A 20,567-nucleotide genomic window follows, 5' to 3' on the forward strand; every position below is an offset into this window, starting at 1 on the left:
AACAGCATTAGAACTATTTATATCCTTCAAGTAGCGTCTACGACCTAACACAGTTTCTACATATCCATTCTCTCTAGCAAAGTCGACTTGTTCTTGCATGTATGCTTTTAACTTAGGATAAGTTGCGTAATAGGTGTCAATAAGTTCTTTAGCTTCACTACGAGATAAATCTGTCTGATTGCTTAAGCCAAATGCACTTACCCCATAAATAATCCCAAAGTTCACTGTCTTTGCGTTACTACGTTGCTCACGGGTAACATCTTGAATAGGAACATTAAATACCCTTGCTGCTGTACTGGCATGAATATCTTCATTGTTTTGAAAAGCTGCAATCATGTTTTCCTCTTCACTTAATGCTGCAATAATGCGCAATTCAATTTGGGAGTAATCAGCCGCGACAAGCCTGTAATTTTCATTGCGTGGTACAAAAGCCTTACGCACTTGTCGGCCACGTTCAGTACGTATAGGTATGTTTTGTAAATTAGGATCTGTGGAGCTTAATCTTCCCGTTGCAGCTACAGTTTGCATGTAGTTAGTGTGTATGCGTTTCGTTTGTTGATTCACCTGATTAGGCAATGCGTCTACATAGGTTGATTTAAGTTTAGTGAGTCCTCGGTATTCTAAAACATTGGCAACAATTTGATGATCTTTAGCTAGATAACTTAGTACATCTTCTGCAGTAGAATATTGTCCTGTTTTAGTTTTCTTCGGCTTATCGACAAGTTTCATTTTGCCAAATAGTATTTCTCCTAATTGTTTAGGAGATCCTATGTTAAATTCTTCACCTGCAATTTCATATATGTTGGATTCTAACTGGGCTATGTCTTCTGTTAGCTTTCGCGAAAGCGTATCTAAATAATCGCAATCAAGATTTATACCTTCAATCTCCATAGCAGCAAGCACCTTCAAAAGTGGCATTTCTATTTCATGAAATAACTTATCAGTACCAGCGGCAGCTAGTTCTTTGATAAAAAATTCCTTAAGCTGGAACGTGATGTCTGCATCCTCTACGGCGTATTCTTTTACTTTATCCAAATCCACGTCGCGCATGGATTTTTGATTTTTACCTTTCTTTCCAATTAATTCGGTAATACTTTGTGGCGTATAGTTCAAGTAGGTCTCTGCTAGGACATCCATATTGTGACGCATGTCAGGATTAATTAAATAGTGCGCTAGCATAGTGTCAAACATAGGGCCCTTTACTTTAACCTCATATTTGTCTAGTACTTTAATATCGTACTTCAAATTTTGTCCAACTTTTTCAATCTGATCAGATTCAAAAAATGGTTTTAACTGCTGTAATAGTTCTATGGCTTGTTCTTGATCCTCTGGAAAAGGTAGGTAATAACCCTTACCTTTTTCCCATGAAAATGCAATTCCTACTAGTTGAGCTATTAAAGGATCAAGTCCTGTGGTTTCAGTATCAAAACAAACGCTGTTTTGATTCATTAAGGTCTGAATAAATAATTTTGTCCCATTCCAGGCTGCACGATCTGGTACAAATGATCGGTGGTTGAAAGTGTATTACGACCAGTGGCATCAGCCTCTGCAGCGGTACCTGATCCTGGTGTAGAAAACAAATCAAATTGACCACTTGATGAACTGGTGCTGTTATCAGACGGTGTTTTTTTATTGTCTTCTTTGTAATTAACACCAGGGACATTATCTGGAGCAAATATTTTGGCTAGTGTTTCTTTGGCACGACGAAATTCCAATTCATCAAAAATCTCATGAACTTTCTCAACATCTGGATCATCTAGTGTGTATTTACTTGCGTTAAATTGAACAGGACAATCCAATTTAATGGTTGCAAGCTGTTTTGAAAGAAAACCTAATTCTCTATTAGCTTCTACTTTTTCTTTCATTTTACCTTTAAGTTGATCAAGGTTTTCATAAAGTCCTTCCATGGATCCATAGGCCTTAATAAACTTTTTTGCAGTTTTATCTCCTACTCCAGGTAACCCTGGAATGTTATCACTGGCATCACCCATCATTCCTAAATAGTCGATTACTTGTTCAGGTCGATCTACTTCAAACTTTTTTTGAACTTCGGGAATGCCCCATATTTCTATCCCATTGCCCATGCGAGCAGGACGATACATGTAGATATTGTCAGAAACTAACTGTGCATAATCCTTATCAGGTGTTACCATGTAAACGGTAAATCCTTCTTTTTCGGCTTGTTTTGATAAAGTACCTATTAAATCATCGGCCTCGATACCAGCTTCCTCGATAATGGGAATATGCATTGCCTTTAATATTTGTTGTATGTAGGGTACGGCTATTTTAATTGCTTCTGGTGTTTCGTCACGATTAGCTTTATAATCTGCATATAGTTCGGTACGCTCTGCACTTCCTTCCTTGTCAAAGGCAACAGCTAGGTATTCTGGTTTTTCACGTCTTATAACATCAAAAAGGCTGTTAGTAAATCCCATTATGGCACTGGTATCCATGCCTTGTGAATTGATTCTAGGATTTTTAATAAGAGCATAATATCCTCTAAAAATTAAAGCATAAGCATCTAGTAAAAACAGTCTTTTATCGTCGGTTCCGTCGTTCGTCATGATGAAAATTTGAGAAGGTTAAAGATAAAACTATATGCTAGGGTGAGCAAGAGCGCCGGCTTTAACTTTATCTTAATCCATAACCTGTTGTATTGGGTTAATTTAGCGCCATGAGATTTATATATATCATAGGTTTTTTCATTATTGTTGAAATTTATGCTTTTCAACTTATTCGAGTACTAGCTAAGGGTCATTGGTGGAAATGGGTATATCTAGCGGTATCAATACTTATTTTCCTAAACGTTGTTTTACAATTCTATTTATCTCCAGATCGCACTCAAGTAGTTCCAGTAAGAGATTTTGCAGTAACCTTATTTTTGGCTTTTCTAGCAGCCAAAACGGTCTTCTTACTCATCATGTTCTTCGAGGATATTGTGAGGATTGTAGAAGGTGTTATCTCGCTTTCGCGAAAGCATAATTCTACCGATCTAGAAGGAATGTCTGACGCTAGCTCATCTTTCCTGCCTAGCCGTCGTTCATTTATAGCCAAAACGGGACTAGCACTGGCTGCATTGCCTTTTGGAGCTATTTTATATGGAGCCTGGAAAGGGAAATACAATTATCAAGTACGTGAATATGAATTAAGTTTTGATGATTTACCCGAAGAATTTAATGGTTATAAAATTTCTCAAATAAGTGATATTCACGTAGGTAGTTTTGATGATAAGGATGAGGTAGCCTATGCCATTGACCTTGTAAATAAACAACAAAGTGATGTCATATTGTTCACAGGTGATCTGGTTAATAATGTGGCACGAGAACTTTATGGCTGGGAAGAAATCTTGGGAAGATTAAAGGCAAAGGATGGTGTGTTTTCTGTATTAGGGAATCATGATTATGGTGATTATGTGAATTGGGATAGTCAAAGTGAAAAGCGTAAAAATCTTGAAGAGTTATTCCAGATTCAAAAGAATATGGGATGGCGATTAATGATGGATGAAGCACATGAAATTAAGAGAGGTACGGATAGTTTACATATTGTAGGAGTTCAAAATTATGGTGGTGGACGTTTTCCTAAATATGGTAATCTAGACAAAGCTAGCGCCTCGTTGTCGGATTCTAGTTTTAAAGTTTTAATGAGTCATGATCCTAGTCACTGGGAATTACAAGTTAAAGATCATCCTAAAAAGTTTCATCTCACTCTAAGTGGTCATACTCATGGAATGCAATTTGGTGTTGAGATACCTGGTTTTTTTAAATGGAGTCCAGTGAGTTTTGTTTACAAACGATGGGCTGGTATCTATAAGGAATTAGATCAATTTTTAAATGTTAATCGTGGATTTGGTTTCATAGGTTATTCTGGACGTGCAGGAATTTGGCCAGAGATAACAGTGATAACCTTAAAACGTGCTTAATAGGGTAAAGTTTCTTATTTTTGATAAGATAAGGTGTACTTGATATGTCAAAATTTGGCGAGCTTATAAATACTGAAAAACCTGTTCTACTTAGTTTTTTTACCGAGTGGAATGAGGAATCACAAAGTATGCAGGATATTTTAAAAAATGTTGCTGCTACCCTTGGAGATCAGGCAAAAGTGATAAAAATCAATGTCGATAAGAATGTCGAGTTGTCCAATGCCCTACGTATTAAAACCTTGCCTACTTTTATTCTTTATAAGTCTGGTGAGATGATGTGGCGTCAAAGTGGAATACAAGATGGAAATGCTCTTGTTACCCTATTACAACAATACTCTTAAATTAAAGAGTCGCTGTTTCCCAGCCGTTGTCCTTCACGTATTGTAAATATTCGGGAAGCACTTGTTTCAACATTTCTAGAAATTTGTCACTGTCATGAAATACAATAATACTTCCGTTTTTAGTATGCTTTTTTAACTGTTTTAATACAACCGTCGGGTTTTGATTAACATCAAAATCTCCTGAAAGTACGTCCCACATTGTAATTTGATACCCTAGTTTTTTTAATGAGTTATAAGTAGATAACCCCAATTTACCATACGGTGGTCTAAACAACTTTGATTTAATAGAAGACTCTGCAAGCTTTACATTTTTAATGTATTGTTTGTCATTGGTTTTCCAACTATTTAAATGGTGTTGAGTATGATTACCTGTTTGATGACCACCATTTAATATACTGTCATAAAGATCAGGATGTTTAATTACATTATCTCCTACACAAAAAAAAGTAGCTTTCATTCCATAGGAATCTAAAAGCTCTAGAACATATGCTGTTGCATCTGGTTGTGGTCCATCATCGAAGGTTAAATAAACTTTTTTTTCTGAACGGCTTTTGTGCCAGGTACAACCTGGGAAAAGGGAAGTGACCCAATCAGGATTATGAAAGGGATACCATCTCATTTTTAATCCAGGCTATCTGACTTTGGAGTTTGTAAAGATTCAAGATCAGTATTTTCCTCGTTTATTCTTAGTAATTCTAGCATTGCACTATCGATTAACGCAGGATCTAAATCGTCGCTATTTGACGATATAGTATTTACAATACTTAATTTTTCTCTAGGATCATACTGTTTAGGGAATCGCATCATATATTCATTAAAAATATCAATTTGCTCAGTAGCAAATTTCATATCTTTTGCTAGAATAGCAGACTGTACAAGGTTTCTATACCTCTCAACAGCAGTAATAATTGCAATGCTTACATCTTCACCTTGATCGTCAATATTAAAGTTTTCATAGAACTCTAATTCATCTTGATATTTGGCAATTACTCTCAATAGTAAATCTCGTGCTTTTTCTCTTTTACCGATATTATAATAACCAGTCACAAAAGGTTCTATCATAGAATAATGGCCAAATAATTCTAAAGGCATTTTTTCCATTCCCAGGTCTAGGATTTCCTCAGCTTTATCTAGTTTGCCTTCTTCGGTAAGTGCGGTAGCTACTCGGGTAATGTTACTTCTAAACCCTACACTATTGCGTCTAGTTTCTACATCGTGTAAAACATCTGGATTACCGCTGTTACCCCATTTCCAACTTTTTAATACCTCATATCCATGATCAGCATCAACGCGACCCATTGAAAATGGATCTCTAGGGTCGTATTCTGATTTTATAGGTATTAGACGATAAGCGCAGCCATCTAATTGAAGATAATCTTTCATCCAAATATAGTCTTCGTCACCAAAGGCACCACCAGAAAAATAAATAGGTCGTTCCCAGTTATTAGCTGCAAGAATATCCAGCATGAACATTCTGTTTTTATATACATAATCACTGTCTAGTTCAATGATTATTTCGTCAACTATTTTATCAGCATCTTTTTCAGGTACCACACCATTAGCTAGTACAGCCTGCTTATTGACAGGAACTCGTATGAATTTACTAGGATAAGTATGCTCTTCATAAGGCCCGAATCGATCTTCCATGGTATAACGCTTGTTGCTGCGTACCCATGCCATCCAGTCTGTAATGTCCAGCGTATCTTTAAGGAATGCCTTAGGAGCACCCATTTCAACAGCTTTTTCTTTATCTAATGGTAATAAAACATCTCTAGTGCCATAGGTGTAATCGCTGTGTGATAAAGTGCTAGGAACTGGAGCGCTGTCCCATGCTTGCTTTTTCATATCATCCATATACCAGGCTGTGCTTAATAGGGAAGTACATACAACCCTAACATCAGTGCGATAATTCTCAACCTCTTGTAAATACCATAAAGGGAACGTGTCATTGTCACCTATTGTAAATATCATGGCATTAGGTAGGCAGCTATCTAAGTATTTACGCGCATTTTCTAAGGCAGAGTATTTTCCTGATCTATCATGGTCGTCCCAGTTTTGAACACCCATGAGTAAAGGTGCTGCTGCAAAACAAGCTACGAGTGAAACTAATTGTGCTGGCTTTGATTTTATAAGGTCTCTTAATCCTTCATAGATAGAATAAACTCCCATTCCTATCCACATAGAAAATACTAAAAAGGAACCTACATAGGCATAATCGCGTTCTCTTACTTGAAAAATGGCTTGATTAAGGTAAATAATTATAGCTATCCCGGTGAAAACAAAAAGTACTAGGGTAACATAAAAAGACTTTTTATCTTTTGTAAAATGAAATATAGCACCTAATAAACCTAGGATTAATGGTAAAAAGAAATAAGTGTTGCGTGCAGGATTATTTAACATGTCCTCACTTAACTCATCTTGATTACCTAGTCTGAATTCATCAATAAATTTAATTCCGCTTATCCAGTTACCATTAAATGGATCCCATTCTCCTTGAACATCATTCTGTCTTCCGGTAAAATTCCACATGAAGTATCTTAAGTACATGTATGAAATTTGATAATTCAACATGTAATCTACGTTTTGAAAGAACTCTGGTTTTGAAACAGTAATATAATCTCTTAAACCTACAATGGCATTGATATACTCGTTAGTTTCAATTTTTCCTGATTTGTAATCTAGTTCTAACTGGCCTAAAACCTCTAGTAGTTGTGGATTGTTTTCATACCCTTTTTTGATTTCATAAGGCAGCTCACCCATGTATTCAACATAATTAGTAGCCCTACTACCATCGGTCATTCTAGGAAAAAATCCTTTGTGATCGCTATGGGTGTTTTGAGCAGCATCCTCATAATTATTTACGATCACGTACTTTCCTAATTCATCATTGCGCTCATATTTAGGTTTCTCATCCACGTAAGGCTCATCAGGATCTAGACCTACATACCTGTCGGTAAATGAAGGTCCGTAGAAAATAGTTTGTTTAGGATACTGTTCACGATTATAGTAAGCCAGTAAAGATCGTGCGTCCTCGGGACGGTTTTCGTTTATAGGAACTCCAGCATTTGATCTTATGGGTAACATTACCCATGAGGAAAAACCTATAAGGATAAATGCGATACTTAGTGTTATGGTATTTAGTAGTGGTAGATTACGCTTTCGCGAAAGCGTAATTAAATAAATGAATAAGGCTACAATTAAAACAAAAACTATAATAGTACCATAATTGAATGGCAACCCGATGTCATTGACAAAGAAAATTTCCAGTTGGCCAAAAATAGCCAAGGTATTAGGTCCTAAGAATAGGAAAACAAATAGAAGGACTGCGACAACAGCGACATTTGCGAGTATGAAATTAAGAGGAGTGATTTTTTTATAATGCTTGAAGTACCATAAAAGTCCAATAGCTGGTATGGTAAGTAACCCTAGAAAGTGCACTCCAAAGGAAAGACCTATAATAAATGAGATTAAAATAAGCCAGCGATTACCTCTAGGTTTAAGCATGTCGCGTTCCCATAAAAGGCCTAGATAAAACATTAAACTCATGAGCATGGTTGTCATGGCGTATACTTCTGCCTCTACAGCATTAAACCAAAAGCTGTCAGTTACAGCAAAGGCTAATGAGCCTATCATGGCGCTACCTAGAACCATAGTATCGCTTGCCTTATCTTTAAGTATGTGGTTTTTAAGTAATAAAGTGAGTGACCAAAACATAAAAAGCACAGCAAAGGCACTTGAGAACACCGACATCAAATTCACCATGTAGGCGATTTGAGTAGCATCGGTAGTGAAAATTGAGAAGAATGCGCCTAGCATTTGATACAACGGTGCTCCAGGTGGATGTCCTACCTCGAGCATTGCTGATGTTGCGATGTACTCACCAGCGTCCCAAAAACTAATTGTAGGTTCTACTGTAAGCCAGAATATGGTTAAAGCGATGGCAAAGGTGATCCATCCAATGATTTTATTTAGTTGATCGTAATTCCAATTCATAATTGTGGTAAAATCTATGGGCGAAAATAAGCATTCTTATTCATGCTTTTGTAAAGCATAACGGCAAAACCTAGTAGTTCTTGTACGGCAAAAGGCTAGATTATGGACGGGAACAATTTTTTTAATTTTTTTTCGATTTTTTTTGCACAGTTATAGGTTTGTATTAAATTTGCATCCGCTTAGATGGCCTATGGTGTAATGGTAACACTGCGGTTTTTGGTACCGTCATTCTAGGTTCGAGTCCTAGTAGGCCAACAAGTAACGAGAAATCCCGAAGTTTTTGCTTCGGGATTTTTTTATTGTTATTGTTTTTAAATTTAGTTTTTAGACTACTTAATTCTAAAAGTGATAACTGGAAGACTGCTGTGGTTAACTACATCTTCACTTACACTACCATTAAAGAAGTGAGATAAACCACGACGTCCATGTGTTGCCATTCCTATAACATCGGCCTTGATATCCTTGGAGAAATTAAAAACACCTTCTTCTACCGATTGATCATTGTATATAGTATAATCTTTGGGTTCTACATTTACATTTTTTAAATATTCCTGCATTTTGGCGCTGGCGTCTCTAGTGGATAAAAAGTTTCCTGGTGTATTTACGTATAGTAAGTGTAAGTGGCAATTTGTTTGTCTGGCAAAATTATCAGCCTCTTTAAGAGCGCTTGTTGAATTAGGATCTAGATCCGTTGCAAAAACGAATTCGTTTACATCCAATCTTTCTTTACGGTCTTTTACGATAAGTACCGGAATTTCAGAATTGCGCACTACTTTTTCTGCATTAGAACCTATAAATAGATTTTTAACACCATCGGCACCATGTGAACCCATTACAATAATATCGGCATTATGTCTTTTTACGGTGTCCATAATTCCGCTAAATGCTGCGCCAGTAGCAACGTCACCATGAACGGTTACTCCGTCTAAGAAATCTGCTTTCATCAAGTTGTCAAATTTTTCTTTGGCTAATTTCATAAAGAATACAGCTTCGGGTAAATTAGAGCTGCCATTATTTGCTAGGTGTAAAGGAAGATCTAGTTGATGAAGAAGGTATACTTCGCCATCGTTTTCACGTGCCATGTCGGCCGCTATTCTCAATGCGTTTTCTGCTTGAATGGAGAAATCAGTAGGGACGATTATTTTTTTCATCTTGGTGGATTTTAGTGAGTATTAAAGATAGTGAATTTATCGATAATCATAAATAGCTGTGTTACTTGCAGTAATCATTAAATCGTGTTATATTTGCAGCGTATTTGAAAGGATTCGAGGGGACGATTGTCCCCTCTTTTTATAGCTATGTTGAAAGAAAAAGCACTTGAATTACTAAATGAAGCGTTTGAAGAGCGTCCTGATTTATATCTAATCGATTTTAAAATGGGAGCTAGTAATGACATGAAAGTAATCATCGATGGTGATAATGGCGTGACTCTTGCAGATTGCGTATTTGTTTCTAGAGCAGTAGAGCACAACCTGGATAGAGATGAAGTTGATTTCTCAATAGAGGTTACGAGTGCAGGAGCTACAACTCCTTTAGAACTGCCTAGACAATACAAGAAAAATATAGGACGCACACTAGAGATTACCGATCGAGAAAAACGTTCAGAAACTGGTGAGCTTATTTCGGTTCAAGAAAATGGTGTAACCATTAAGTGGAAAGCACGTGTTCCTAAAACGGTGGGAAAAGGAAAAATGACTGTTGAAAAAGAATGGTCTCCTTCATTTGAAGAGATCAAAAAAGCAAAAGTGGTAATAAAATTTAATTAATATCAAGATATGGAAAATCTCGCGTTGATCGAGTCTTTTTCTGAGTTTAAGGATGAAAAAATGATAGATCGCGTCACGTTGATGGCGATACTTGAAGATGTTCTTAGGACTGCATTGAAAAGAAAGTATGGAGAGGATGATAACTTTGATATTATCATTAATCCTGATAAAGGAGATTTAGAAATATGGCGTAATCGCGTCGTAGTGGCAGATGATGAGGTTGAGGATGATAATTCAGAGATTTCATTAACCGAGGCTCGTAAAATAGAGCCAGATTATGAAGTTGGAGAAGATGTTGCAGAAGAGGTTAAATTAGTACAATTAGGTCGCCGAGCTATATTGGCACTTAGACAAAATTTAATTTCAAAAATTCATGAGCACGATAACACAAACATCTTTAAACAATTTAAAGATCTTGAAGGTGAGTTGTACAGTGCCGAAGTTCACCACATCAGACATAGAGCGATTATATTGCTAGATGATGAAGGAAATGAAATTATTCTACCTAAAGATCGACAAATACCATCTGACTTTTTTAGAAAAGGGGAGAATGTTAGAGGAGTAATAGAGAGTGTTGAAATGAGAGGTACAAAACCTAACATCGTTCTTTCTCGTACATCTCCTAAATTCTTAGAAAAGCTTTTTGAGCAAGAAATTCCAGAAGTTTTTGATGGGGTTATTCAGGTTAAAGCAGTGGTTCGAGAACCAGGTGAAAAAGCAAAAGTAGCAGTCGATAGTTACGATGATAGAATTGATCCTGTAGGAGCCTGTGTTGGTGTTAAAGGTTCTCGTATTCACGGTATTGTACGTGAACTAGGAAATGAAAATATTGATGTAATTAACTTTACTAACAATACACAGTTGTATATTGCACGCGCATTGAGTCCAGCTAAGATTATTTCAATGAATCTAGATGAGGAAAATAAACGTGCTGAAGTAACTTTACATCCTGATGAAGTATCAAAAGCGATAGGTAGACGCGGACATAACATACGTCTTGCAGGAAAGCTTACAGGGTACGAAATAGATGTTATTCGTGAAGGTGCTGAAGAAGATGTAGAGCTTACCGAATTCTCTGATGAAATCGAAATGTGGATTATTGAAGAATTCAAGAAAATAGGTTTGGATACTGCCAAAAGTGTTCTAGAGCAAGACGTTGCTGACTTAATAAAACGTACTGATCTTGAGGATGAAACTATTTATGAGGTAGTAAACATTCTTAAGTCTGAATTTGAAGATTAAATAGTAGTCACAACCCGTAACCATATTTATGGCTGAAATTAAAAATATGAGACTTAATAAAGTGCTTCGAGAATTTAATATTTCTCTTGATCGCGCTGTAGAATATCTTAACGCTCAAGGTATCGAGATTGAAGCTCGACCTACGACTAAGATTGATGCTACCGTGTATCAGGCACTTGCTGATGAGTTTCAGACAGACAAAAGCAAGAAGGTAGCTTCTAAAGAAGTAAGCGCCGAAAAACGCAAGGAACAAGAAGAATTGCGTTTACAGCGTGAGAAGGAGCAAGAGGAAAAGCAGCGCATTAAGGAAGAAAAAATCATTAAAGCCAAAGCTAAACTGGACGGACCTAAACAGGTAGGTAAAGTAGATTTAGATGCTAAACCTGAAGAAACTGTTGAGGAACCAACTCCTGAGAAAAAGGAAGAACCTGTTGCTAAAGTTGAAAAACAAACCCAGGACAAAACTCCTGAAAAGGTAGAAGAGAAAACTCCTGAAAAGGAGACTCAAGGACCAGCAGTAGTTTCAAACAGAAAAGCTGTTAAAGGAGCAACTATTAAGGGTAAAATTGATCTTGAACCTAAGAAGAAAAAGGAAGCGCCTAAAAAAGCTGCTCCTAAAAAAGAGGAAGCTAGACAAGATCAAAAACCGATTCCAAAAAAGGAAACTCCTAAAAAGGAAGTAAAGACAGAGAAGCCTGCTCCTGAGAAAGCTGCAGCTCCTGAAAACTCTGAACCAGAGAAGATTCAAACGGAATATAAGAAATTAGATGGGTTAAAGGTTACGGGACAAAAAATAGACCTTTCTAAATTCCAAAAACCGAAAAAGAAGACAGATTCTTCAAGAGGTAAACGTAAACGTATCTCTAAACCTGATAACCGTCGTGGCGGTAAACCAGGAGGAAACAAACCAAGTAATAAACGAGGTAGAAAGAATGTTGTTAAGGAGGAACCTACTGATGAGGAAATCCAAAAACAAGTTCGCGAGACATTAGAAAAACTGCAAGGTAAATCTAACAAGTCCAAAGCTGCTCGTTACCGTCGTGATAAACGTGATCAACATAGAGAGCGCGTTGAACAAGAACAAGCTAGTGCAGAAGAAAAGATCCTTAAAGTAACAGAGTTTGTTACTGTTAACGATCTAGCTACTATGATGGATGTTCAGGTTAACCAGATTATTGGAGCTTGTATGTCCCTAGGTATGATGGTGACAATGAATCAAAGGTTGGATGCAGAAACAATGACTATAGTAGCTGAGGAATTTGGCTATGAAGTAGAGTTTGTTACTGCCGATATTGAAGATTCAATTACAGAAGTTGCGGACAACGAAGAAGATCTAGAAACAAGAGCTCCTATTGTTACAGTAATGGGACACGTAGATCACGGTAAAACATCATTACTGGATTACATACGTGAGGAAAATGTAATCGCTGGCGAAAGTGGAGGAATTACACAGCACATTGGTGCTTATGGTGTGACTCTTGATAATGGTCAACGTATTGCTTTTCTTGATACACCAGGTCACGAGGCCTTTACAGCCATGCGTGCTCGTGGTGCACAAGTTACTGACATCGCAATAATTGTAATTGCAGCAGATGATGATGTAATGCCACAAACCAAAGAGGCAATTAGTCACGCCCAAGCCGCAGGAGTTCCTATCGTATTTGCAATAAATAAGGTAGATAAACCAACTGCAAATCCTGATAAGGTAAAAGAGTCGCTAGCAAATATGAATTTACTAGTCGAAGATTGGGGTGGAAAAATTCAATCACACGATATATCAGCCAAAACCGGTTTAGGTGTTCAAGAATTACTTGAAAAAGTAATCTTAGAAGCCGAGCTGCTTGATCTAAAAGCAAATCCTAATAAGCCTGCTGTAGGTACAGTTGTAGAAGCTTACTTGGATAAAGGACGTGGATATGTTTCTACCATTCTTGTTGAAGCTGGTACTCTTAAAATCGGAGACTACGTTCTTGCAGGACGTACACACGGTAAAGTAAAAGCAATGCATGATGAGCGTGGTAAAGTTATTGAAATAGCTGGACCATCAACTCCGGTTTCTATTTTAGGATTGGATGGAGCGCCACAAGCAGGTGATAAGTTCCATGTGTTTGAAGATGAACGCGAGGCCAAAGATATTGCCGCTAAACGTACACAGTTACAACGTGAACAATCTGTACGTACTCAGAAAACGCTGTCACTTGATGAAATCGGTAGACGTATTGCTTTAGGAGACTTTAAAGAACTTAACTTAATCCTGAAAGGAGATGTTGATGGATCTGTAGAGGCACTTACTGACTCGTTCCAGAAACTTTCAACTGAAGAAATACAAGTTAATATCATCCATAAAGGTGTAGGTGCAATTACAGAAAGTGATGTGCTTCTTGCAACAGCTTCAGATGCGATTATCATCGGGTTTAACGTAAGACCTCAAGGTAATGCTCGTACAGTAGCAGAGAAGGAAGAGGTGGATATCCGTACTTATAGCATAATCTATGATGCGATTAACGATCTTAAGGATGCTATGGAAGGAATGCTTTCTCCTGAGCTTAAGGAGGAAATTACCGGAGATGCAGAGGTTCGTCAGACATTCAAGATATCTAAAGTAGGTACCATTGCAGGTTGTATGGTTCTTAATGGTAAGATATATCGTAATGGTGGCGTGCGCCTAATTCGAGATGGTGTTGTTAAGTATACTGGTGAACTTGCAGCTCTTAAACGTTTCAAAGATGACGTTAAGGAAGTAGCAAAAGGTTACGAATGTGGTATGCAAATCAAGAATTACAATGATCTACAAGAAGGAGATATTATTGAATGTTTCCGTGAGGTAGAAGTAAAGAAAACTTTGAAATAATAAGTGATTCTTATAGAATATAGAAACCGTTACTTATTCAAGTAACGGTTTTTTTATGTAAAAAGATTTGAGTGTTACCTCGCTTTCGCGAAAGCGATATTCCTACTATATTTATGAAAAATAACCCATGTCAAATACTGATTTAATTATTGAGGAGCGCAGTCGCGATATAGGTGACTTTCTAGTAGGTAGGTTGATTCCTTTTAGGAAAAAGCGCATGGTAGGCCCATTTATATTTATCGATCACATGGGACCAACAAAACTAGGTCCAGATAAGTATATGGATGTTGATCAACATCCTCACATAGGGTTATCCACTCTTACCTATTTAATGGAAGGTTCGATAATGCATGAAGACTCTCTAGGAACCAGACAGCTCATTGAACCAGGTTCTGTTAATTGGATGGTATCAGGAAGTGGTTGCTCTCACACAGAACGTACACCAGATCAATTAAGGCAAGATAGAGTTGAGTTTACCATGCATGGTTATCAAATATGGGTGGCCTTGCCCAAGGAACTTGAAAATACGCTACCAGAATTTCATCACATCGATGCTAATGAGTTACCTAATTGGGAAGATGGCGCTGCAAAATTCACACTTGTAGCTGGAACTGGTTATGGTAAAACATCACCTGTTCCCGTACATTCTCCTTTATTCATGATTGATATTAAAACCACAGCCGATTATGATTTGTGTATTGCTGATAATTTAAAAGGAGAGGTAGGTGTTACCATAGTTGAAGGTGGTGTGATCGGTTGTGATAAAGCCGTAAGTGCAGGAAACATGCTGGTAAGTAAAACAGAAAACGTGTGCAACCTTACCATCAAAGCCAACAGCCATATATTACTTTTTGGTGGAGAACCATTTCCAGAACAACGTTTTATACACTGGAATTTTGTGAGTAGTTCAAAGGATAAGATTGAAGAAGCAAAGCAAGCGTGGCGTAACAAAACATTTCCTATGATGGATAATGACGATAGTTATGTACCATTGCCTAGATCATAGAAAATTCTTGATTCCAGCGAACTAAAATAAAACCTTAGGTTCATTAAATAAAAAAGCAGCTGTACAGCTGCTTTTTTATTTATAAGAAGGATTACTTAGTATGTTTATGCTATGGTAGCGCCATTTACAACAGCGTCATCTGGATTAACAAACACCAGTTTACCATTAGGATCTTCGGCTAGTAAAATCATCCCTTGAGATTCCACACCACGTAATTTTCTAGGCGCAAGATTGGCAAGCACGGTAACTTTACGTCCTATTAATTCTTCTGCTGTAAAGTGTTGTGCTATTCCAGAAACTATGGTGCGTTTATCAATACCAGTATCTACGGTCATTACCATGAGTTTGTCCGTTTTAGGCATCTTTTCGGCAGTTAGAATTTCTCCTACTCGCAGATCCATTTTCATGAAGTCATCGTAATTTGTCTCTTCTTTTTGTGGCATAAGTTTAGGATTTGATTGTGCGTTTTCTTTTTTAGTTGCTTCAAGCTTATCTAACTGTTGTTGAACTTGTTCATCCTCAATACGTGAGAATAACAATTGAGTTTTATTAATTTGATGATTAGAAGGAAGTAAAACATCGTTAGTCGCTATGTCGTTCCATGATAAATCCTCTGCTTTTAAATTAAGCATGTTATTTAATTTAACTGCCGTGTGAGGTAAAAAGGGTTTACTTAATACTGATAAAGCTGTGGCGATTTGTAACCCAACAAACATGATTGTTTGCACTCGATCAGGATCTGTTTTTATAAGTTTCCATGGTTCTTCATCAGCGAGGTATTTATTTCCTAATCTGGCTAGATTAAGTAATTCTGTTGCGCTTTCGCGAAAGCGGAATTTTTCAATACTTTCTTCAATAATAGAAGGGAACTTCTTTAATTCTTTCAGGGTTTGTAGGTCGTAACTACTATAGTCATTGGGCTGTGGTACTATTCCATCGTAGTACTTATGCGTGAGCACGAGTGCGCGATTAATAAAGTTACCGAGTACAGCTACTAGTTCGTTATTATTACGTGCTTGAAAATCTTTCCAAGTAAAATTATTGTCTTTTGTTTCTGGGGCATTTGCAGTAAGCACATATCTTAATACATCTTGTTGCCCTGGGAAATCCTCTAGATATTCATGCAGCCATACAGCCCAGTTGCGCGAGGTTGAAATTTTATCGTCTTCTAGATTCAAAAATTCATTTGCAGGGACATTTTCTGGTAGGATGAATTCGCCGTGTGCCTTCAACATGGCAGGGAATATGATACAGTGAAATACGATATTATCCTTACCGATAAAGTGATACAGTTTGGTGTTTTTGTCCTTCCAGTAATTCTCCCAATTTTTACCGGTACGATCTGCCCATTCTTTTGTAGCACTTATATAACCTATAGGAGCGTCAAACCAAACGTAAAGTACTTTACCGTCACCACCTTCTACAGGTACAGGAATACCCCAGTCTAGGTCACGAGTTACAGCGCGTGGTTTAAGACCGTCATTTATCCAGCTTTTCACCTGTCCTAGAACATTGGTTTTCCAGTCTGCAGCGTGGTCTTTAACAATCCATTGTTCTAAAAAATCACTGTATTGATCAAGTGGTAAAAACCAGTGTTTTGTTTCTTTAAGTTGTGGTTTATTACCAGTAATTGCACTACGTGGATCGATTAAGTCTGTTGCGTTGTGACTTGTCCCGCATTTTTCACATTGATCACCATACGATTCTGGATTACCACATTTTGGGCAAGTACCTACAACAAATCGATCTGCCAGAAATTCATCAGCCTCTTCATCATATAGTTGTTCAGTAACCTGTTCAATGAATTTACCTTCTTTATACAATTTCTTAAAAAAGTCGCTTGCTGTTTTATGATGGATAGGTGCGCTGGTTCTACTGTAATTGTCAAATGAAATACCAAAATCATTAAAACTATCACCTATAATCTTGTGATATCGATCTACTATTTCTTGTGGTGTAACGCCTTCCTTTTTAGCACGTATTGTAATAGGTACTCCATGTTCATCACTACCGCAAATAAATGCTACATCTTCACCTTTTAAACGCTTAAAACGGGCATAGATATCTGCTGGCACATACACTCCAGCTAGGTGTCCTATGTGAACAGGTCCGTTGGTGTAAGGTAATGCTGCCGTTATTGTTACTCTATTACTCATGCATGTAAAATTAAGAGTACAAAGTTACAGGTTACTACTAGTGTTTTAAAGCATTTATAAAATATTTTCTGGGCCTGTAATAGTTGTAATTTTTAGTACGCTTTTGCGAAAGCGATCACTGCACAAGCAATCTTAAGCACTTTCTTGAGCTCAGGATAACTTAATTCAAATAACCCGTTTACTTCATAAGGAACTGACTAGATAATTGATCCTGGCCAGCTTGAATTTTATAAATATAAATACCTTCTTGAAGCCTTGTGTTTAGGGTGTTTTTAATATTAAATTCGTGTGTACCAGGCATTAAATATCCCGAAGAAATTTGACCTATCTCCTTACCTAGCATATCGTAGATACGAATGTCACATTTACGACCCGATTGTAAGGTAAGGTGTAAAATATTTTCAGTGCCAGAGTGGTAGACTAAATGTTTGATGTCTTGGATTGAACTATCATCAAAACTTAAAGTTGTACAATTAAAACCAAGATTTAAGGTATTATAATTCCCATTGAGCATGGCTTGATCGATGGTTGATTGAGGTATACATAACCAATCTTGCAGTACGGTTTTATAAACATCTCTAAAATCTATATTATGGATCATATTACCTGCAGCGTCTAATTGAGTAAGGCTAGGGTGGTTTCCTACAAACCCATTACCGTTTAATCCTGGTCCAAAAAGCATCATGGGTGCAGCAGCTCCATGATCCGTACCATTAGATCCATTTTCTTCTACTCTACGACCAAATTCTGAAATAGTCATCGCGAGTACTTCGTTCTGATTTCCATAAGCTGCTAGATCGGTGTAAAAAGCATCTATGGCATCACTTAATTTTTGCATACGATCTGCATGTGTTGCCGCTTGACTAGCATGTGTGTCGTATCCATCGAGGGTTACCATGTAAACCTTAGTACCTAAATTTCCTTTTATTAATCGAGCAACAATGGCTAGTTGATCGGCTATAGTGTTGTTGTTATACGATGCTTGTGTAGTACTTGCTTGGTAAGCACTGTGAATGACACCAGCATATTGAAAAGTGGTGTTTGTAGTTGTTCTTAAAAAACTCAGTTGGTCTCCATAAGTACATGGTGGGACATTAAGTACATCATGCTGCCATCCATTTTGTGCGAGATTATACAATTGTTGAGGATCGGCAACTGAAAAGGCGTAGTTGGTTTGTTGTCCGTCAAATATCAAATTACCTAAACTACCTATTTGAATAGCAGGTGGTACTGCTGGCGGATTGAGTATAAAGTTAGGATACTCATTTTCAAATAATCTCCCTAGCCAGCCGGTTTCTTCATTGGTAGTTTCCACAGCGCTTGCCCAAATATCTGAAGATCTAAAATGAGATAAGTCTTGATTATTATAACCTACACCTTGAACAACTTTCATTTCTCCATTTCCCCATCTAGATTGCAGGCTGCTCATGAATGATGGTAACCCGAGATTGGAATTAAGATTGTACAGCGTATTTTGAGGTAATGAAATACTAGGTCTACGACTAGCATAGGTTCCATAGTCGTATATAGGGACGATAGTGTTTAGGCCATCGTTTCCACCTTTAAGTCTAATAAGTACTAAAATTCTATCATTGGTACTTGTAGTAAGTGCTGCTGTTATGGGTGAGGCCATGGCACTACTTATCTGGCTGCCGCCTAAAGTAAATGCTCCTGCACCTGCTAGTCCTAAAGCTTGTATAAAAGTTCTACGATTCCATGCTTCATGTTCGTCATGATGCGCTTGTGATTTAGGATCTTGATAGTTGTTATTATTTTGACACATGACGCTTCTTATTTAAGTTGGAATTCTGGCATTCTAAATATGTGTTGAATGAGCAAAAGAGTTTGCCATGGAGCGCTACCCCATTGTAAATTCCATTGTCCCGATGTGAAGTAGTTCTCTGGAACATCTCCTTTAAACACTTGTGTTGCAAGCGTGTAATCTGTATTTGTATGCAATGATTGAGGAACAAACCTATCCACTATATCACGTGCGATAATTGCAGGATCGGTATTTGAGGTAGCGATATCTAGGGCTAGATTGCGATAATGTTCTGGATCGTCATTCCATACTTGCCACATAATATACTCTAATCCTTGCCAGCGACCTGTTAAGCTAGTGCTATTGATCCATTCTTGATCTCCTTGCCATCCAGCAACATCGACAGGATTAAAAAGCTCTTGGCTTAATGCAGCACTCACATAATGTACAATTGATAATTGTTGATCTGTTATCGTAAAATTCGCTTCTTTGACAAAGGTTAAAAAGCAATCTATAGGAGACTTAATAACGACACCTATAGCATCTTGAGCAAAAAAATGTTCACTTTTAAATAATTGTCTGAGAACGGGAAGTAGTTCCCAGTTATTTGATCTAAAGGTAAGTGCGAGAGTATCAATAATGGATTGTGCAGGTAGTTCTGGGCTTACGAAATAGCGATATAATTTTTTAATGATGAAATCTGAAATTTCATTTGCCCTTACAGCAAATAAATGATCAATTAAAGTATCGTGATTAAAATTACTCGATACTCCAAAGATTGTTTTGGACTGATTATCAAATCCTGCTGGTAAAAAGTTAATGGGAGCACCTAGCTCTGTATAACTATTATATCCAGTGAGCGCTCTTGCAGCTTCAACAATATCTTGCTGGGTGTAGTTATTGTTTTCTCCTAAAGTAAACAGTTCAAAAAGTTCTCTGGCATAATTCTCATTAGGATTACCTTGATAATTTAGAACTCCATTGAGGAATACAAGCATGGATTCATTTTTTCCTATGGCTTTGGTAAGTGATTTAAAATTCCCTAAACAATGAGTTTGTAGCAAATTGTAATATTGAAATAACCAACTGGGCGCATTATAATCCTCTACACGGGTAACAAAATGATTATGCCAGAACATGGTCATTCTTGCCTTCAATCCAAGATTTAGATTGTCATTCATAGTTTGAGTCCACCATTGCTGTATTTGGGTTACTCTTTCATTATTATAATCCGTATAATCACTTTGACGCCAATAACCCCAATTAGGAGCTGGGGTGTTATTGTAGGCCAGCGCATCGGTTATAAGACCTTCAATAAATACGTCTGGTGAAACAGACAATGCATTGTTTTCTTGAATGTGATCTATTCCATAACCTAACCTCCGTACAGCGTGCCTAACCCTATTTATATTCCATGGTTTTGAACCGCTAGGCACATAAGTATTAAGAGTATCTGTATTACAAGAAGTAAGTGTAGCCGTCATGTCAACGTGGTTTAAAAGGGTAAGTTAAAAATTTATAACTTAGTTTT

12 protein-coding genes, 1 tRNA gene and 1 pseudogene are annotated in these 20,567 nt (G+C 37.2%); 7 read left to right on the forward strand and 7 right to left on the reverse strand.

What is annotated here, in order from left to right; all coding sequences use genetic code 11:
- Window positions 1-2,564 (reverse strand): annotated as a pseudogene (gene polA / locus BST93_RS03830) (DNA polymerase I); the annotation flags it as partial.
- 110 nt (window positions 2,565-2,674) lie between these two features.
- On the opposite strand from polA, the gene BST93_RS03835 reads away from it, so the two are divergent.
- Window positions 2,675-3,919 carry a metallophosphoesterase gene (locus tag BST93_RS03835; RefSeq protein WP_105017692.1) on the forward strand — a complete coding sequence of 415 codons (1,245 nt, stop codon included), beginning with the start codon at window positions 2,675-2,677 and terminating at the stop codon, window positions 3,917-3,919.
- A 44-nt stretch (window positions 3,920-3,963) separates the two neighbouring features.
- On the forward strand, window positions 3,964-4,260 hold the full coding sequence (locus BST93_RS03840; RefSeq protein WP_042276304.1) for a thioredoxin family protein: 297 nt from the start codon (window positions 3,964-3,966) through the stop codon (window positions 4,258-4,260).
- Between the two features lies 1 nt (window position 4,261).
- On the opposite strand, the gene BST93_RS03845 is transcribed toward BST93_RS03840, so the two are convergent.
- Window positions 4,262-4,879 carry a polysaccharide deacetylase family protein gene (locus BST93_RS03845; RefSeq protein ID WP_105017691.1) on the reverse strand — a complete coding sequence of 206 codons (618 nt, stop codon included), beginning with the start codon at window positions 4,877-4,879 and terminating at the stop codon, window positions 4,262-4,264.
- Between the two features lie 2 nt (window positions 4,880-4,881).
- On the reverse strand, window positions 4,882-8,253 hold the full coding sequence (locus BST93_RS03850) for a glycosyltransferase family 117 protein (protein ID WP_105018151.1): 3,372 nt from the start codon (window positions 8,251-8,253) through the stop codon (window positions 4,882-4,884).
- Window positions 8,254-8,437: 184 nt separating this feature from the next.
- On the opposite strand from BST93_RS03850, the gene BST93_RS03855 reads away from it, so the two are divergent.
- Window positions 8,438-8,508: transfer RNA gene (locus BST93_RS03855), tRNA-Gln, on the forward strand.
- 74 nt (window positions 8,509-8,582) lie between these two features.
- Here BST93_RS03855 and BST93_RS03860 read toward each other — a convergent pair.
- Window positions 8,583-9,404 (reverse strand): universal stress protein, encoded by an 822-nt coding sequence (locus tag BST93_RS03860; protein ID WP_060523324.1) that lies wholly within the window; start codon window positions 9,402-9,404, stop codon window positions 8,583-8,585.
- A 147-nt stretch (window positions 9,405-9,551) separates the two neighbouring features.
- On the opposite strand from BST93_RS03860, the gene rimP reads away from it, so the two are divergent.
- The 4 genes from rimP to BST93_RS03880 all read left to right on the forward strand — a co-directional run bounded on the left by rimP (window position 9,552) and on the right by BST93_RS03880 (window position 15,118).
- Window positions 9,552-10,019 carry a ribosome assembly cofactor RimP gene (gene rimP / locus BST93_RS03865; protein ID WP_042276295.1) on the forward strand — a complete coding sequence of 156 codons (468 nt, stop codon included), beginning with the start codon at window positions 9,552-9,554 and terminating at the stop codon, window positions 10,017-10,019.
- Between the two features lie 9 nt (window positions 10,020-10,028).
- Entirely contained in the window at window positions 10,029-11,261 is a 1,233-nt protein-coding gene (gene nusA / locus BST93_RS03870; RefSeq protein WP_060523323.1) for a transcription termination factor NusA, read from the forward strand.
- Window positions 11,262-11,289: 28 nt separating this feature from the next.
- Window positions 11,290-14,112, forward strand: coding sequence for a translation initiation factor IF-2 (gene infB, locus BST93_RS03875; protein ID WP_105018152.1), 2,823 nt, complete (start codon window positions 11,290-11,292; stop codon window positions 14,110-14,112).
- Between the two features lie 127 nt (window positions 14,113-14,239).
- Entirely contained in the window at window positions 14,240-15,118 is an 879-nt protein-coding gene (locus tag BST93_RS03880; protein WP_105018153.1) for a pirin family protein, read from the forward strand.
- Window positions 15,119-15,222: 104 nt separating this feature from the next.
- Here the strand turns inward: BST93_RS03880 and metG are convergent, their stop codons facing one another.
- From metG to BST93_RS03895, 3 genes are all read right to left on the reverse strand, one after another.
- A complete protein-coding gene (gene metG / locus BST93_RS03885) occupies window positions 15,223-17,274 on the reverse strand; it encodes a methionine--tRNA ligase (RefSeq protein WP_105018154.1) in 2,052 nt (683 codons plus the stop codon).
- A gap of 178 nt (window positions 17,275-17,452) precedes the next feature.
- Window positions 17,453-19,057, reverse strand: a complete 1,605-nt coding sequence (locus BST93_RS03890; protein ID WP_105018155.1) for a DUF1501 domain-containing protein — start codon at window positions 19,055-19,057, stop codon at window positions 17,453-17,455.
- An 8-nt stretch (window positions 19,058-19,065) separates the two neighbouring features.
- Window positions 19,066-20,520, reverse strand: coding sequence for a DUF1800 domain-containing protein (locus tag BST93_RS03895; RefSeq protein ID WP_105018156.1), 1,455 nt, complete (start codon window positions 20,518-20,520; stop codon window positions 19,066-19,068).
- Window positions 20,521-20,567: the final 47 nt, after the last annotated feature.

Source organism: Nonlabens tegetincola, from assembly GCF_002954355.1.
GTDB classification, from domain to species: domain Bacteria; phylum Bacteroidota; class Bacteroidia; order Flavobacteriales; family Flavobacteriaceae; genus Nonlabens; species Nonlabens tegetincola.

What these genes read in the sequence shown, in the direction of transcription:
- BST93_RS03835 (WP_105017692.1), top strand. Translation starts at nt 2,675, where the DNA reads ATGAGATTTATATATATCATAGGTTTTTTCATTATTGTTGAAATTTAT.
- BST93_RS03840 (WP_042276304.1), top strand. Translation starts at nt 3,964, where the DNA reads ATGTCAAAATTTGGCGAGCTTATAAATACTGAAAAACCTGTTCTACTT.
- BST93_RS03845 (WP_105017691.1), bottom strand. Translation starts at nt 4,879, where the DNA reads ATGAGATGGTATCCCTTTCATAATCCTGATTGGGTCACTTCCCTTTTC.
- BST93_RS03850 (WP_105018151.1), bottom strand. Translation starts at nt 8,253, where the DNA reads ATGAATTGGAATTACGATCAACTAAATAAAATCATTGGATGGATCACC.
- BST93_RS03860 (WP_060523324.1), bottom strand. Translation starts at nt 9,404, where the DNA reads ATGAAAAAAATAATCGTCCCTACTGATTTCTCCATTCAAGCAGAAAAC.
- rimP (WP_042276295.1), top strand. Translation starts at nt 9,552, where the DNA reads ATGTTGAAAGAAAAAGCACTTGAATTACTAAATGAAGCGTTTGAAGAG.
- nusA (WP_060523323.1), top strand. Translation starts at nt 10,029, where the DNA reads ATGGAAAATCTCGCGTTGATCGAGTCTTTTTCTGAGTTTAAGGATGAA.
- infB (WP_105018152.1), top strand. Translation starts at nt 11,290, where the DNA reads ATGGCTGAAATTAAAAATATGAGACTTAATAAAGTGCTTCGAGAATTT.
- BST93_RS03880 (WP_105018153.1), top strand. Translation starts at nt 14,240, where the DNA reads ATGTCAAATACTGATTTAATTATTGAGGAGCGCAGTCGCGATATAGGT.
- metG (WP_105018154.1), bottom strand. Translation starts at nt 17,274, where the DNA reads ATGAGTAATAGAGTAACAATAACGGCAGCATTACCTTACACCAACGGA.
- BST93_RS03890 (WP_105018155.1), bottom strand. Translation starts at nt 19,057, where the DNA reads ATGTGTCAAAATAATAACAACTATCAAGATCCTAAATCACAAGCGCAT.
- BST93_RS03895 (WP_105018156.1), bottom strand. Translation starts at nt 20,520, where the DNA reads ATGACGGCTACACTTACTTCTTGTAATACAGATACTCTTAATACTTAT.